Raw genomic sequence first — 16,285 nt, 5'->3', positions numbered from 1 at the left:
TCATATAATAAACCCCAACACTATTTTTTATATTTTTTCAATAACATCAGAAAATTCTCTTAAAGTACTAGTCTGATAAACAGTAGCTCCAGCTTCCTGATAATCTTTAACACAGCTAGTAGGAGTATTCCATCTAATCTTCTTCTCAGGATTTAAAATAATTACCTTTCTAGATTTAATAACAATTCTATGCAGTACAGTAGCACTCTCTAAAACACCATTCTTACGTTTACCAGTCCAGTCACGGCAGTCAGTTAATAAAATAACATCAGTATGCTTATTTAAATTAGCATCCTTAAGAAACTCATTAAAAGCCTTAGTCATATCAGAATGACCTCTTGGTCTTAAACCCAGAGATTGAAGACCTACATTCACCTGATAGGAATTCTTATAATCTGACTTAAGAGCATGTGTAACATCAATAATCCTATTATCAAAATCATATAAGGACATCTTATCAAAAGTCCTATAACAACCAGTTAATAATGAAAAAAACCATGTGGCTGCCCATTCACAGGAACCACTAATGTCACATAGAAATACATGTCTGGATTTATGCATTGGAGGATGCTGGTGAACTAAGTTTATAAGATGACCACCATTCTTAAGATTTTTACGAATAGTATGAGGAATATGAACTCCTTTAGTCTTATGTCGTTTCTTTCTTATAGACCTACGATTAGCCACCTTCTTACTAAAATCATGACATACATCAAATACTCTGTAATCAATATTGTCAAGAGAAATAAATTCATCATCAAGTATAGACTCATCAACATTCTCTTTCATTTTCAATCTTCTACGAATAATAGTTTCCCGTGTAGTATCTTTAACAGGTTTTTTATTCTTCTCACTACTAGAATCATCATGGTTTTTCTTAGATTTTATGTCTATATGATCTTGGTCATGATTATTGCTCTCGATTTTCTTATTATATACAAAAACGTAATTATATGCACGTTCATATCTAGCAAGATCATCTTTACTTTTAACATACACACATTTAAGAGCATACTTCAATTCATCAGAATCAAATTGACCGTAAAATTGATTCCATATATCTGATGCTAGGATAGTACTACGTATACTGACATTCATACCACTTTCTCGTAAAAAGTATGATAAAGTTAAAATTTTTTCATTGACCATTAAAATCTCCTATATGAATACATTTATATGTATTAATATAATACTTGTTTTTTCTTATTTATAGTTGACTAATAACATCAGCAAATTGATTTAAAGTACCAGCCTCATAAACAACAGCACCAGCCTTTTCATATTCACTGACACAACTAGTAGGAGTATTCCACCTAATCTTCTTCTCAGGATTTAAAATAATTACCTTCCTAGATTTAATAACAATCTGGTGTAAAACCTCTGCACTTTCTAAAACACCATTTTCCCGTTTACCATTCCAGTCGCGGCAATCAGTTAATAAAATAACATCAGTATGCTTATTTAACTCGGCCTGGTCTAGAAATTCCTTAAAAGAATTTGTCATATCTGACTGACCAAAGGGACGAACACCTAACTTTTGATGTGCAAAGTTAATCTCATGAGCATTCTTAAACTCAGAGCCAAGAGTAGGAGTAACATCAACAATTTTATTATCAAAATCATATACTGTAATTTTATCAAATGATTTATAACAACCATATAAAATAGCAAAAAACCATGTACTTATCCATTCACAAGAACCACTGATATCACTTAAAAAAATCTGTTTAGTTTTTCTCATAGGTGGCTTTTGATGAATTAAAGTAACTAGATGTCCACCATTTTTTAAATTATATCTGATAGTAGCAGGCATGTTAATATTATGAGAAGTATGTCTTTTTTTACGTTTAGATCTTTGATTAGCTATTTTTTTACTTAATCTTTGACATATATCAAAGACACGTTTATCATATTCATCAAGACTAGCAATACTATCATTAGTAAGCTTGTCATTTACAACTTTCTGCTTCTTTCTATCCTTAATCAGCGCCTTATTTTCTACAGATTCTTGTTCTGGAACTAATTGATTATTGGAGGAGGGCATTTCTGAAGAACTAATTTCATTATTTTTAATATGCTGTGATTCATTGTTCTTCTTTTTTTCTGGACGTACTTTCTTAAATAATTGGTCATAAATATTATCAAATTTATATGAATCTTCCTTATTTTTCACATAAATACATTTAATAGCTAGTTTTAATTCATCATAATCTGCTAGTTCATGATATTCTTCCCATATTCTACTAGCAGTTATAGTACTACGTATACTAACTAGCATACCCTCTTTTCTTAAAAAATTAGATAATGTAATAATTTTAGATACAGACATAATTAATTGCCCCTTGAATTATTTTTCCTGTTAAAAATTATTATATTCATTAATTTCCATATCATCCATATCATCTATGTCATCGACATCATCTATGTCTTCAATTTCATCAATGTTAGATATATCATCAATATCTTCAATATCATTCATATTAGCATTATCCACTGTGAAATATTGACGAACTTCTTCTAAATACTCTGATTTTACTAATACTGCTATACTATCATCATAACCTAGCTCTGTATCAGGAGTAGGAATTATAGCTTCATCGTTTATGTATATTGTTACTATAATGAATTTGTTAGTATTATTTTCAATCTCCTTAATTGGCATAAAAATGATGTCTGAATTTTTTACTTTTAACTCCATTATTTCTGCATTTCCTTTTCCAATAGATACTAATGATTGAGCAGTAGGTCTTACAATATTTCTAGCTATATATCTCATTGCACTTGTTTCAGGGTTAACAAATCTAATACCTAATTTTCGAAAAATTTCAGTATGATCAATATCATTTAATCGTGCAACAATTATCTCGACTCCATTTTCTTTAGCATATACTGATGATAGAAGATTTACTTCATCATTACTAGTAGTAGCTACAAAAAAATCTGCTTTGTTTATATCGGCTTCTTCAAGTATTCTTGTATTAGTACCGGTTCCATGTATAACATAACATTCTAGTAAATCATTAACCCGGTTACAAGTATCTTTGTCTTTATCAATTAGAATAATATCATGAGTATCTACCATTGATTTTGCTAAATTATAACCAATTCGACCTGCGCCAAGTATTATACCATTCAATGTAAATCAGCTCATATTATTTAATTAAAACTATAGTTAATAGTATAATTTTTTAATAATATTAAAGTTTTTCAGAATTAGATTTTTGATAAATTAGAATTAATTGTAGTGCGGCTGCCGGGATTTGAACCCGGGTCGTAGGCTTGGAAGGCCCAAGTCCTAGCCAGACTAGACTACAACCGCATATAATAATAATTTTTTTATAATTTAATATTTTAAAATTAGTTTTGTTAAAAAGGTAGTGCGGCTGCCGGGATTTGAACCCGGGTCGTAGGCTTGGAAGGCCCAAGTCCTAGCCAGACTAGACTACAACCGCATCTTAAAGTGCAACGACCGGGATTTGAACCCGGGTCACTACCGTGGCAGGGTAGAGTCTTAGCCAGCCTGGACTATCGCTGCAACTTAATATTATTAGTGATAATCACTAACAACTATTACAAATTTTTATCTTATGTTATATATAAATGTTTTGTTTTTCATGTTTATCCAAGTAGGCTTTGTAGAAATATCTCTTATTTTTCTACAGAGCCTTTGATTATATAGTTATTTGGGGGTGACGTCTGATATTGCTACTATTCTACAAATATCTGTTTTAGTAATAACACCTACATTTTCACTATTTTCTGTTACTAGTAATCCAGATATATCTGCACGTAACATTAAATTAGCTGCATCAGAAATAGTTGCACCAGCATCAATTGTATTGACATTTTCAGTCATTATATCATATATTTTAACAGTATCAACATCAATCATGGTTTCATCGGAACCTAATAATAATAAAATATCTTTATATGATATAATTCCTATAGGATTTTCCTTTTTATCAAATATAAATAATCTTTGTATCCCTAATGAGTACATTACTCTTAATGCTTCTCTTACTGATTCTGTGGAATCTATTGAGTAAATATTATTATTCATTATTTCTCTTACTAGCATAAATTACCAAACCTCTAATTCAAATTATATTTAAAGTAATTAAACTATTTAAGAATTCAATGATATATTATTATCATAAATTATTAAAAGAGAATAATACTTATATTATTATATATAATATTGACTTCGTAAACTTAATATTTTTTTCTTTATTATTAAAAAAAGGTTTACTTTGTTAATATTTATATAATCAAACAATAATGTTAGAATTCGTATTATTCAATGGAATACTTTGGAGAGATAATTATGCGAATAAGTATGTCGTTACCAAATAAACTTCTTAGTGAATTTGATGAAGTTCTAAGAGATAGAGGATATCAATCCCGTTCTAAAGGTATACGTGATGCATTAAAAGATTATATACTTCGATACCAATGGATGAATCAAATGGAGGGTGAACGTGTAGGAGTAATCACCGTAATCTATGATCATCATTACGTTGGAGTAATGGAAGCTATGACAGATATTCAACATGAATACCGTCAGCAAATTAGTGCAAGTTTACATATACATATGAATGATAAATATTGCTTAGAAGTTATTATAGTAAAAGGTGACGTAATATATATACGTGATTTAACTGAAAAACTTATGAGATTAAAAGGAGTTGAACACGTAAAATTAACCAGTGCAGGATCTGGTGAATTAGAAAAAGTTAGCGACGAGAATTAAAATAATTATTTTTATACCCACACAATATACCCACAATCATTTTAGTTCTCAATTATATCTCAATATCCAAGTATACTGATACTATTTTTTTAATTAAAACATTATCTTAGCTTTTTTTCTAACACAGAGTACTTAATATAATCTTATTATGATGAATAACAAATTATTATATAATGACATATTATGATGATTTAATTAATGATAATAAGAGAGTAGAATCATTTAAAAAAGCTATCAATAGATTATCACATGGAGTAGTTTATGATTTAGGAACGGGATCAGGTATATTAGCGCAATTTGCATCAAATAATGCTATAAAAGTATTTGCAATAGAACAAAATCCATTCATATTAAAACATACAAAAGAAAATTTCTCAGAAAATAAAAACATTAAATTAATAGAAACGGATGCAACACAGTATGTATTTACAGAGAAACCTGATGTAATAATTTGTGAAATGTTAGATACTGCATTAATTGATGAAGAACAAGTACCTGTAATTAATAATGCTCATAAATATATCACTGATTCAACAATATTCATACCTAAAGCAGTATATACAACAGTACAGTTAATATCAACAAATATTAATCATATAACCTATTATGAAGATAATCTTCCAAAATACGAATCATTATCTGATGAATTAAAATATCAGCGAGTTAATTTCTCAGAATTAATAAATGAAAATGTAGAAAAGAATATTAAGATAACCACAACTAATAGTGGTAAAATTAATGCAATTAAATTAACAACATATACAATAATAACTGATGATATAATACTAGAACCAACACCAATGTTAAATCCACCACTACTAATACCAGTAGATGAAATAGATGTAACAGCTGGTGAAAAAATTATTATTAATATTAATTATGTAATGGGGGGTGGATTAAATAATATCCAAGCAAACATCAGAAGACTTAAGTAATTTTCTAAAAGATTATGATAACTTATTAATACTAGGTATAGGTAATACATTAAGAGGTGATGATGGATTAGGACCATTAACATTAGATATATTGTATGATAAACTAACAAAAGTAACTGATAAAAATACAGACAATATTTATCTCTTAAATGCAGGAACAGCTCCTGAAAATCATACGATAGAAATAAGAAAACTAAAACCATCACATATAATAATTATAGATGCTGTAGAATTTGATACAACACCGGGATCAATAATTAAAATAGAGAAGGAGCAAATTGATACATTTAATTTATCAACTCACACTATGCCCATATCCTTTATAATAAATTTTATCGAAGAAACAGTGGGAAGTACTTTTTTCACTATTGGAATACAACCAAAAGACATGACTTTAGTTAACGTGATTTCAGATGAAGTAAAAGAAAGTATTGAAGAGCTTACAGATTTATTAGTAGAAATTGTTTAAGGAGTTTTTTTTAATGAAAATATTATTTATAGGGTCAAGATTATTTGATGACGTTTCATGGTATCTAAAACAAGAGGGTATAACATCTATTGTTACAGAGTCTAATGAACATGCAGACAACCTTGATTTAGCAGATAAAAAATATATTGTACCAAGAGGAATGGATAAACCAATGGAAGTAGCAATAAAAGAGGATGTAGATGCAGTAATTCCATTAATAGGGATTGACCCTCCACTACCAGAAGTAGGTAAAATGAAAGATGTCCTAGAAAAAGAAAATGATATTCCAGTAATAGCCGCTTCTCAATATACTGCAACATTAGCTGCTGATAAATATTCCACTAAACAATTATTACAGGAAAATAATATAAAAACACCAAAATTTAAGCATCTAAACGAACCTTATAATATTAGCAGTATTGAAGAGGAATTACCTATAGTATTAAAAACACCAGAAGGACAAGGTGGAACCGGTGTAAAAATAGCTCTTAATAGAGAGGATATTGAAGAATTTGTATCATCAAAAAATAATATTTTCACCGAAGAATTCATAGAAGGATTTGAAGTTTCAATAGAAGTGCTACGTTGGAATAATGAATCAGTAGCTTTATGTCCAGTATATAAAGGAGATACAACATTAAAAGGTACACATCCTCTAAAGAAAATTAAACAAGCTCCTTTAAATATTCAAGATATAGATAATGCAGAACATAACAAAGAATTACAGGTATTAGCTCAGAAAATAGCAGATTTAGTCGGTGTAGAAGGAACAATGGACATTGACATATTACATGATAACACTTCTAACAATGATTATATCATAGAATTAAATACAAGACCTAGTGGAACAAGATATATGACAGCAGCTACCACTAATATTTATCCATTATGTCAACTAATTGACATGGCAAAAGGCAACTGGTCTGCTAAAAATGTTAAAAATTCCATGAAAAACTATTGTTCTGCAGAATTACCTGTCGGAGATTTTCCTGCTGATAAAAAAATACCCGCTACAAAAAAATTTGATGGTGATAATTCTTATATTGTTCATGGTCCAAAACATTACCAAAGAGTTACAATTCGAGCAGAAAACAGAGGTAATCTGAACGATTTGACTTATGAACTTGTAAATAATTACGCTAATCAGAATAATATTCATTTTGATTGAATATTATTTAATTTACTTTTTTTATTTTTTTTAATATCTTTTATTTTTACTTTTTTTAATAGTTACTTATTTTAATGTTAATGAAAATAAATATTAATTATTAAAATTCAATTTTTAACTTTAGGGGGTTAAAATGTGATTGGACAAGTAGATATACTAATTTTTCTAATAACAATCATTGCAACTGCAATTTTCACGTCAGTTGTTAGAAGGGAATTATTAGTAGCAGACATAAGAGATAATCCAATTATATCTGAACACAGACAGAAAAGTGGAACACCTACAATGGGTGGTTTTGGAATCATCTTAGGTGTACTTTTAATGGCATTATTTTTATTTGATTGGCATTCTTCCAGTTATTTGCTTATAACTGTGTTCATGATGGTAGTTGCAGGTTTATTCGGAATGTTTGATGATTTACTTGGTTTCAAGGTAAAAGAATATCAGAAAGTTGTCCGTAATGATGGAACTGAACCAGTTCACATAGGATTATTAACATTAGAACCAGGTGAAGAAGCTAGAATAGCATCACCTAAAGCTAAAAAAGATTATAATAAAATAGTAGAACAAGAACATAAACTCACAGTAATAGATGAAATACCTATTAAGAGTGAAACAACTGAAAAAGAAAAAATTCTAACTCAGTTTGTAGTTGCTTGTTTTATTATTTTACCAGGAGTATTACCAACTAATATTAGTGGGTTTGAAATTGGTTATTTAATGATTCCATTAGCAATATGTGCAATAATTGGTTCTATAAATTCAATTAATTTAATTGATGGAATGGATGGTTTAGCAGCAGGTATTATTGCTATAGCATCTGTAGCTTCCGCACTGTATGCTAATATTGCTACAGGCTCAGTTGCTTCATTACCATTTATTGTTATTGCAGGTGCTTCTGTTGGTTTCTTAGTATTAAATCATTATCCTGCAAAAATATTCATGGGCGATACAGGTTCATATGCTCTAGGAACAGGATATATGGTGGCTGCTTTACTTGGAAATTCTTTAATATTTTCCATTATTGCATTAGCTGTACCTATTGTATCTGTTATAATAAGTTTATTACATAGGGCACATGTTATTACATTACCAGTTGAACCATTACATCACACATTAAATTATCACGGAATGTCTGAACAAAAGATAGTATTACTATATTGGGGTCTTACAGTAGTAGCTTCAATTGTAGCATTATTCATATTTGGTATAATTTAGATTGATTCGGGGAATAATGTATGAATTATAGTATTAAAGCATCAGAATTAGCAGATAAAATTGATGGAGTATTATATGGTCCAGATATTATTTTATCTGGTAAATTTACTTTTTTAAATAAAGCAAGTTTGAATGATATAGTTATCAGACATAAAATTAATGATAAAGGTATTGAAATTGCAAAAAATAAGGGAGTTTCTTGTTTAATAACACAGAATCCTCATGATAATGCTATAGAAGTAGCTGAAAAATTAGATTTTACATTAATTGTAACTAGTCATATAGAATATGCAACAGCACTAGCATTAAATGAAAGTGTTAAGGAATTTGCAGGTGATGCTCTAAAAATAGCAATTACTGGAACAAATGGTAAATCAACAACCACTCATCTTCTTTATACTATTTTTTCAGATTTAGGTTATAACACATATACTAATACTGATGCAGAATCAGAGGGTAATACACTTATTGATCCACGTGTGGCATCAGAATTAGCTGAATTTTATGAGACTAAAGGTGAAGTTGAGGCAATTGCCTTAGAAGTATCAGAAGTTCAAGGATGGGATGATAGAATAATGGAAGACCATTGTTATCAGATGATGAGTGCATTACAGCCATGGGCAGTAATAATAACAAATGCATCAATGGATCATATTAATTTAGCAGGTTCATTTGAAAATTTATTGTATGAAATATCCGGTGCAGCAAGAACTATTAGAGATATGAATAAAGGATTACTAGTTCTTAACTATGAGGATAAGAATATTCGTAAAATGAGTAAGATAGTAGAGGATACTAATAGTAAAGTATTATTTTTCGGAAATTATAACCCTGATAATTTACTTGATATCTCATATAAGGAAGGTGTTGGGATATACTGTAAAGACGAGTTATATGTAGAAGAAAAAGAGTTACCATTCACATCAGCACACTTTATACAGGATATTATGGCTGCATTAGCAGTTGTAACCTCATTAGAAGATATTAAAAGGGAAGACGTTATAGGATCCTTAAGAAATTATAAACCTTTAGCAAGACGTTTTATTAGATTAAAAGATTCACCAGTAATAATCGATGACTTTGCTCATAATCCTTCAGGAATTAAATTAACGATTGAAAATGGAGCTAAACTCGGTAACAATTTATTTGTTGTTGATGCAATTAGAGGTTCCAGAGGGGAGGATATTAACCGTGAAATAGCAGAGGCATTATCGGAAGTACTTGGAGATAGAGATAATTATACTCTTGTACTAACATGTAGTGTTGATGTAGTGAATCATTTAAATACAGTTCTTGATTCTGAACTAAAAATTTTCTTAGATACCTTAGATAAAGATAATATTCAATATACACTTATAGAATCCCTAGAAGAAGCATTAATAAATACAATTAACCAAGCATCAGATGATGATGTTATATTATTGTTAGGTGCACAGGGAATGGACCCTGCTAGCGATTTATTAAGAAAAAACAATATAATTGAATAATTTTTCTATTTTTTACTTTTTTTAGATTAAAATTATTTATCTTATAAAGATACATATTTTAATTAATGATAATTTATTTCATGTATTAAACTAAATTTATGAAATTATTATGTATATCACGTTTTTAAAAAAAAATTATTTATTATTAAATTACAGGAGTTGCAATATCAATGTTTAAGTCATGCTTAGTAATAGGAGCAGGTAATGCTGGAAGACCAGTAGCTAGATTACTGAATCATATAGGGGTTGATGTAACAATCAGTGATTCAAAAACATACGATGAGTTTACTAATAGAAGAAAGGAAATGCTTGACATATTAGATAAAGAAGGAGTTACACTTAACCTAGGTGATAAAGAACAAGATATATCAGATTATGAAGCTGTATTTTTAGCACCGACAATACCTGAATCAGCACCTATCCGTAAAGAAGTTGATAATCAATCCAAAATTATAGTTACTAGAAAGATAATTAGTGATATTGTTAATGATATTCTTGACATGGATAAAATTGGTATTACAGGGTCATTTGGTAAAACAACTACAACAGACATGTTAACACATATCTTTAAAGCTGCAGGATATAAAGTATATCAGTGTTCATCTATGAAATGGAACCTAGTTAGTGAGGCTATAGTTGATGATATTGTTAGAGGGGAATATAAGGGAGCAGATATTGCTATACTAGAATTACCTCATGGGACATTAGGTATTATGGGTGAACTTGATCTAAAAATTGGAGTTTTAACTAATCTACGACCAGAACACTTATGCGAATTCGGAGGTTCAATGCAGAAATATGTTGATCGTAAAGCATGTATTGTACCAGCAAGTCAATTGTTAGTAGCTAACTCTCAATGTGGTGACTTATTAACATATAAACGTGAAGATACAATCTATTTTAACTTTGAAAATGATGAACCATCTCATACAGATAAATATGTTCCAATTTATGATGGATTCTATGATGACGATAAATATCATATTAAAATAAATAAGAATGGTGAAGAACTAGAAACCACTATTGATATTGATACAATAGCATATTATAATTATGAAAATCTTACAGCAGCAATAGCAGCAAGTATGACTTATGGATTATCAATAGATGATGTTAAAAAGGGAATTAATGAATTTACTGGAGTAGGTGGACGTATGGAGTACCTTGGTAAATTCAACGGTGTTGATGCATATTATGATGCATCTTATGGTGATCAAAGTGTAAGACAAGCATTAGAAGCCATAAAAGATGAATATCTTATAATATTATATAATTCTGTAGATTCAACAACAATACGAGACAAATCAGAAAGCGGCAGAGTAATAGGTGATTACGCTAACATGGTAATAGCAACAGGTTATGTTGAAATAACTGATACTCTCAATATGAATGGAGCAATAGAACTACTCAGTGCAATAGAAAATGATGATGTGATAAAACTAGCAGTATGCACTATAGATGAAGCAGCAGAGTTAGCAATGAAATATGCTAAACCAGGAGATATAATAGTTCACCTAGGTCCCGGTGCATCAAATTCATATGAGCAAGTAAAAACAAGAATGTTAAAAGGATTAAAAGAAGGAAGTAAACGTTATGGAAATAACTGATATTGATAAAGATTCACTTTTTAGTGTAGTTGGTGTATGTGGAATAAATGGTAATATTATAGCTAGAATATTAATGGATCATGGATACAAAGTTCAAGCAAATGACATGGTTAATGAAGAAGACTGTCGTTTTAAAAGTTCATTAAAAGATTATCCTGACATGAAAATATACTATGGAAAAATACCAGAATCATTCTTCACAGAATCTGATTACATGATTTTACCAACAGCATTAATCGAATCAAAATCAATGCTATATCAGAAAGTAAAAAAATATAATATTCCAATACTAACAGTTCAAGATATACGTGACATGTTTGAGCCAGTACATCCTGTAATTTGTATAACCGGAACAAATGGTAAAACAACCACAACAACCTTATTAAAACATATAGCATATTCTGCTAATTTAAAACCTTGTGAACATAACCTGGAGGGATTACAGGGAAATACTGCGGATATACCTTCCCTACAAGCAAGATTAAAGGGTGATGTTAATATCCTTGAAACAGGAACCTTTGGATATAAAGGAAGTTTATATAATTTAGCAAAAGAATGTAAACCAGATGTTGGAGTAATAACTAACATAACACCAGACCATCTGTCTGAAAATTCTAATTTCATAGATTATGCAAGAGTAAAAGGTGAACTTGTAGAACTTTTAGACCAAAAAACATTAATAATCAATAATGATGACCCTACAATACAAGGATTATTAAAAGAATTAAATTATCATGGAAATATAATATCATTTGGAGTAGATACTGAACCAGTACGTACATCTACAAAAAAATGTTTCTGTGGAAAGGAAATTAAGGTAGAGGAATTTATAGCTGGAGTAGGAACATATAAGTGTGATTGTGGAATAGAATACAAAAAACCAGATTACATAGCAACAAACATAAACGACCAACATAATAAATTCACATTAATCACTCCAAACAACGAAGAACACGTATTTAAACTAAGTATCAACGGAATACATAACATCTATAATGCAGTAGGTTCTATAATTGTAGCACATGAAATACTTAACATATCCTATAATGTAATAGCCGAAGCAGTATACTCGTTTAAAGGTGTTAAAGGACGTATGGAAAAAATAGGTACTATTGATGGTAAGCAAATCATGGTAGATTATGCACATAACCCTGCAGGTATAACAACAGTATTAAAAGAATTAAAAAATTCATATAGTACTCTAGTAAATGTTATAACAACATCCTCAGAATCAGGAATGGCTGGAGATAAAGAAATACTAAAATGTGCAGCGGAATATGCTGATTATATTGTACCAGCATCACATAACTCATACATATGTGCTAAAAAAGCATTACAAAAAGGATTATACACGGATAAAATAGTTTTACCTGATACTATGCCTAAGGGAGATAAAGAAGGTACTCTTGGAGCAACAATAGAACAAGTATTAGCAGGCTTTAATAAAGCATTAGAAATTGATGTTAATCTAGTGGTATGTACAGGAGAAGCAGCATTCAAATATAAAAATGAATTGATAAGGGAATAAACAATAAATTTTCCTTTATTATTATTTTTAACTATCACCACCCATTTAAAAACACTTTTTTAATTGTTGTTATTATTAAATAGTATAAAATCAAAAATATATAATAGATTAATTCAATATAAAAATTTACTTTATTATTATATAATGTATATATTTTATTATGATTGTACTTTCGAGCTTTCTAGTTAAATATCATAGATATATAGAATTCTCGAAAATTAGAGGTGAAATTTTGTTTATAAAAGTTAGGAGAGATACTTTAATCATTTTAATCTTGGCATTTATATTAATTTTGTCTGGACGTGCAATGAGTTATGTAGCATTCGCATCATCTAATTCTACTGATGATGGAGTTCCAATTGCAGGTATAATGGTCAAAGGAAATGATATAATACCTACATCAACTATCAAATCCAATGTAGAAGCTGCAGGATTTAGAGATGGAAGTTATATTAATGGAAGTACTTTGATTACGTCACAAAGACAATTACTTCTTAGTGATGCTATTAACAATGCAGAGCAAATGGTTAAAAAATCGACAATACCAGGTACTTCAATAGCTCCTATAAGTTCGGTAGATGTTCAAGTTGATTCAACTACAGGAAATGTTGTTGTTACAGTAGTAGAAGACTTTTCAATATTACAAACCAATGGAACAACAAATAGTACAAATGGTACAAATGGAACAAACGGTACAAATGGAACAGGCAGTTCCTTAGATTATCAAGGAACTTCTGAGACAGGATGATGGGTGATACTATGGTAAATAGATCTACATTATCAAAATTAGCCTTATTCCTAATCATTGTAATGGTATTTTCGACAACTGCCTCAGCAACAATGAACGTTGCAGTAATAACCGACCCAACAGGTAAAGATCCTAATGGATGTGCTGCAGGAAGTCAATCATTTGCTGCTAACATGTTCCAGTCAACTTTTATCTTTTCACAAGAACATAAAATGGCATTGCTATCAGGAGGAGAAGGTACATCTGATGTTCGTGTAGCTGCAATTATCAATGCATTAACTCAGCTACAAAAAAATGGAACACCTGCTCAAGTGGTAAGTGTCGCACAAAATTATCAGGGTATTCGTTTAATGGCTGTAAATCCTACTGAAGGTATTGCTGTAGGTGGAGACTTTGATGTATATGTTGTTACGGTAGATAACAATAGTACTATTAAAGTTCAAGCAGCTAGTGGAGGAGTTGCAACAGTACCAGCAGGTACAAAAGGCGCAATAATACACCTTCGTAACTCTGAAGGAAACCCTAAATCAGGAACAGCAGAAACAGTAAGATTACAAACTGCTATGAATATAGGTAAAATGATTCGTGATGGTTATCCTGCAACAAAAATTGTATCCGAAGCATTTGGTGAAGTTGCTAGAGATTCTGGAGAAGACCATGGTGGAGGTGCAATTAACCTCGTATCAGGTGTTACAACCGGAGACATGTTTACTCCTGATCAATTAAATGATACAGGTTATGAAATGGAAAAACCATACAGTAAAGTTAGTAGTTCTGGATGGAGTGTAGGTTATCCTGAAGCAGATAACTATCAAGTATCTCCAGTAGATGGAAGTCCACTAACAACAGTATATGCTTACCAAGCATTAGGAAATACAATAACAGTATCCGATGATAATCCATCAGTATCAACATATGGATCAGATGAAAAAGGAATATCTGAAGCAACAACTAGTGTTGTAGATGCTTCTGTTGAAAAAAATGGATATGATCCAGTTAAAATAGCTCAATCAATTAACAAAGCAATTGATAGTGGTAGTATTGTTGGAGTGGAATATGTTGATTCCTCTGATATAAATGTAAGGGAGAACATTAAAGCTGTAGGTGTATATTATACTCCTGCACCAAATGGTAGAAGTGCTCCTGTATGGAACTTACCTATAGATTCAAATGTATTTGACGTGTTAGGTAATATTGAAAGCTTAATTGGTATTTTATTAATATTATTAGCTTTATTCCGTAGTACATTAATCAAATCATTCTTCAGAAGACGATAAGTCTTCTACCATTTTCTTTTTTGGATATTAAAATAATTTTTTTCAGTTTTTATTAGGGTATAAAATTTTTTCTAGGAGATTATAATGGCATTAATATTAATAAGAGCAATGAATAGAAAAAAAGCATTAAATGGCTTAGCAGATTTAGAAAGACATGCAAATTTAACAATAGTTGGAAAACCAAAGAGTATTTCTTTAGATAAAATTCACGATGTCACTAAAAGAGTAATTAAACAAGAACCTCGCAATGACATTAAAGTAGCAGTTCTTGTTAAAGTAGAAGAGGATACAACAGTAAGTATAATGAACTTAAGAAAAATACATCCACCGGTTCATGTAATTGTTATTAGTGAAGAGTATCCCGAATACAAAACATTAAATAATGAGTATTATAATGCAAAAGTATTTGATGGATATTATTCTGCTAAAAATAAGTCTAAAAAACAAGATAAATAAAAAGTATAATTATATAAAATGTAAGAGGTAATCCTCTTATTCATTTTAATTTCTTTTTATACGAGCAATATCTCCAATGGTAGCTTCATGGAAGCGTCTAACATCCTGATATTCTCTTTCATCAGATTCTATTTTTTCTATAATTTTAATATTAAGTATTTTTTCTATTTTACGAGCTAGTTGAGGTGTAGGAACCATTTTTCCTGTTTCAATATGAGCAATAACAGATTCTCGTTCATATATTTTTTCTCCGAGTTTTTTCTGTGTAAGATTTTTTTTCTCTCTTGCTTGTCTAATTATTTTTTGATAATTATCTACTAACTCAAATTCATCTTCTGATCTTTTATTATAGGATTTCTGTGGGCGTCGACTTCTATAATGATTATTATTATGTTTTTTGTTTCTATTATTTCTCTGTTTTTGTGGTTGGTGTTGAACTTTACCATATTTTGAACATTCTTTACATGTAATCATTACGGAATTGTCTATTTTTGTTTTATAAGGTTGTCCTTTAATTTCTGTTCCACATATTTCACAATTCATTTTATTCACTTGAATCTAATTTTTATATAAATATTTTTTTCTTAATTATAATAGTTATAGTTTTTTCTAGTATTTAAACTAGTATAACCCTTTTATTAT

General features: G+C 29.7%; 16 protein-coding genes and 3 tRNA genes. 11 read left to right on the top strand and 8 right to left on the bottom strand.

The window, feature by feature from the left end; translation table 11 throughout:
- Positions 1 to 27: 27 nt before the first annotated feature.
- The 7 genes from OTK55_RS01030 to OTK55_RS01000 form a co-directional block, all read right to left on the bottom strand.
- A complete protein-coding gene (locus OTK55_RS01030; RefSeq protein WP_274870047.1) occupies positions 28 to 1,149 on the bottom strand; it encodes a VWA domain-containing protein in 1,122 nt (373 codons plus the stop codon).
- Between the two features lie 58 nt (positions 1,150 to 1,207).
- Positions 1,208 to 2,329, bottom strand: coding sequence for a VWA domain-containing protein (locus OTK55_RS01025; RefSeq protein ID WP_274870046.1), 1,122 nt, complete (start codon positions 2,327 to 2,329; stop codon positions 1,208 to 1,210).
- 30 nt (positions 2,330 to 2,359) lie between these two features.
- Complete coding sequence (locus tag OTK55_RS01020) at positions 2,360 to 3,136, bottom strand: potassium channel family protein (RefSeq protein WP_274870045.1); 777 nt, start codon at positions 3,134 to 3,136, stop codon at positions 2,360 to 2,362.
- Positions 3,137 to 3,245: 109 nt separating this feature from the next.
- Positions 3,246 to 3,319, bottom strand: a tRNA-Gly gene (locus OTK55_RS01015).
- Between the two features lie 59 nt (positions 3,320 to 3,378).
- Positions 3,379 to 3,452, bottom strand: a tRNA-Gly gene (locus OTK55_RS01010).
- 9 nt (positions 3,453 to 3,461) lie between these two features.
- Positions 3,462 to 3,535: transfer RNA gene (locus tag OTK55_RS01005), tRNA-Gly, on the bottom strand.
- A 144-nt stretch (positions 3,536 to 3,679) separates the two neighbouring features.
- Positions 3,680 to 4,078 carry a CBS domain-containing protein gene (locus OTK55_RS01000; protein WP_274870044.1) on the bottom strand — a complete coding sequence of 133 codons (399 nt, stop codon included), beginning with the start codon at positions 4,076 to 4,078 and terminating at the stop codon, positions 3,680 to 3,682.
- Between the two features lie 246 nt (positions 4,079 to 4,324).
- Here OTK55_RS01000 and nikR point away from each other — a divergent pair, with 246 nt between their 5' ends.
- The 11 genes from nikR (at position 4,325) to OTK55_RS00945 (ending at position 15,643) form a co-directional block, all read left to right on the top strand.
- Positions 4,325 to 4,750: a nickel-responsive transcriptional regulator NikR gene (gene nikR / locus OTK55_RS00995; RefSeq protein WP_274870042.1), complete on the top strand. Its 426-nt coding sequence runs from the start codon at positions 4,325 to 4,327 to the stop codon at positions 4,748 to 4,750.
- 173 nt (positions 4,751 to 4,923) lie between these two features.
- On the top strand, positions 4,924 to 5,685 hold the full coding sequence (locus OTK55_RS00990; RefSeq protein WP_274870040.1) for a 50S ribosomal protein L11 methyltransferase: 762 nt from the start codon (positions 4,924 to 4,926) through the stop codon (positions 5,683 to 5,685).
- A complete protein-coding gene (hycI, locus tag OTK55_RS00985) occupies positions 5,651 to 6,154 on the top strand; it encodes a hydrogenase maturation peptidase HycI (protein WP_326520462.1) in 504 nt (167 codons plus the stop codon). The genes OTK55_RS00990 and hycI overlap by 35 nt, the downstream gene beginning before the upstream one ends.
- Before the next feature lie 13 nt (positions 6,155 to 6,167).
- Positions 6,168 to 7,322, top strand: a complete 1,155-nt coding sequence (locus OTK55_RS00980) for an ATP-grasp domain-containing protein (protein WP_274870038.1) — start codon at positions 6,168 to 6,170, stop codon at positions 7,320 to 7,322.
- Positions 7,323 to 7,457: 135 nt separating this feature from the next.
- Entirely contained in the window at positions 7,458 to 8,540 is a 1,083-nt protein-coding gene (locus OTK55_RS00975; protein WP_274870036.1) for a glycosyltransferase family 4 protein, read from the top strand.
- Between the two features lie 20 nt (positions 8,541 to 8,560).
- The gene (locus OTK55_RS00970; RefSeq protein ID WP_274870035.1) at positions 8,561 to 10,027 is read left to right on the top strand and encodes a Mur ligase family protein; all 1,467 of its coding nucleotides are present in this window, start codon (positions 8,561 to 8,563) and stop codon (positions 10,025 to 10,027) included.
- 170 nt (positions 10,028 to 10,197) lie between these two features.
- Positions 10,198 to 11,634 carry a Mur ligase family protein gene (locus tag OTK55_RS00965; protein ID WP_274870033.1) on the top strand — a complete coding sequence of 479 codons (1,437 nt, stop codon included), beginning with the start codon at positions 10,198 to 10,200 and terminating at the stop codon, positions 11,632 to 11,634.
- Positions 11,621 to 13,162 carry a Mur ligase family protein gene (locus OTK55_RS00960; protein ID WP_274870031.1) on the top strand — a complete coding sequence of 514 codons (1,542 nt, stop codon included), beginning with the start codon at positions 11,621 to 11,623 and terminating at the stop codon, positions 13,160 to 13,162. Before OTK55_RS00965 ends, OTK55_RS00960 begins: the two co-directional genes overlap by 14 nt.
- Positions 13,163 to 13,394: 232 nt before the next feature.
- Positions 13,395 to 13,910, top strand: coding sequence for a hypothetical protein (locus OTK55_RS00955; RefSeq protein WP_274870030.1), 516 nt, complete (start codon positions 13,395 to 13,397; stop codon positions 13,908 to 13,910).
- A gap of 62 nt (positions 13,911 to 13,972) precedes the next feature.
- Positions 13,973 to 15,187, top strand: coding sequence for a hypothetical protein (locus tag OTK55_RS00950; RefSeq protein WP_274871727.1), 1,215 nt, complete (start codon positions 13,973 to 13,975; stop codon positions 15,185 to 15,187).
- Positions 15,188 to 15,271: 84 nt separating this feature from the next.
- The gene (locus OTK55_RS00945; RefSeq protein WP_274870029.1) at positions 15,272 to 15,643 is read left to right on the top strand and encodes a DUF356 domain-containing protein; all 372 of its coding nucleotides are present in this window, start codon (positions 15,272 to 15,274) and stop codon (positions 15,641 to 15,643) included.
- A gap of 45 nt (positions 15,644 to 15,688) precedes the next feature.
- On the opposite strand, the gene OTK55_RS00940 is transcribed toward OTK55_RS00945, so the two are convergent.
- Complete coding sequence (locus OTK55_RS00940; RefSeq protein WP_274870027.1) at positions 15,689 to 16,186, bottom strand: multiprotein bridging factor aMBF1; 498 nt, start codon at positions 16,184 to 16,186, stop codon at positions 15,689 to 15,691.
- Positions 16,187 to 16,285 lie beyond the last annotated feature (99 nt).

The sequence above is a fragment of the Candidatus Methanosphaera massiliense genome, assembly GCF_028890305.1.
GTDB classification, from domain to species: domain Archaea; phylum Methanobacteriota; class Methanobacteria; order Methanobacteriales; family Methanobacteriaceae; genus Methanosphaera; species Methanosphaera massiliense.
The sequence above is the reverse complement of the archived record's forward strand: the minus strand, read 5'-3'. Positions and strand labels throughout refer to the sequence as shown.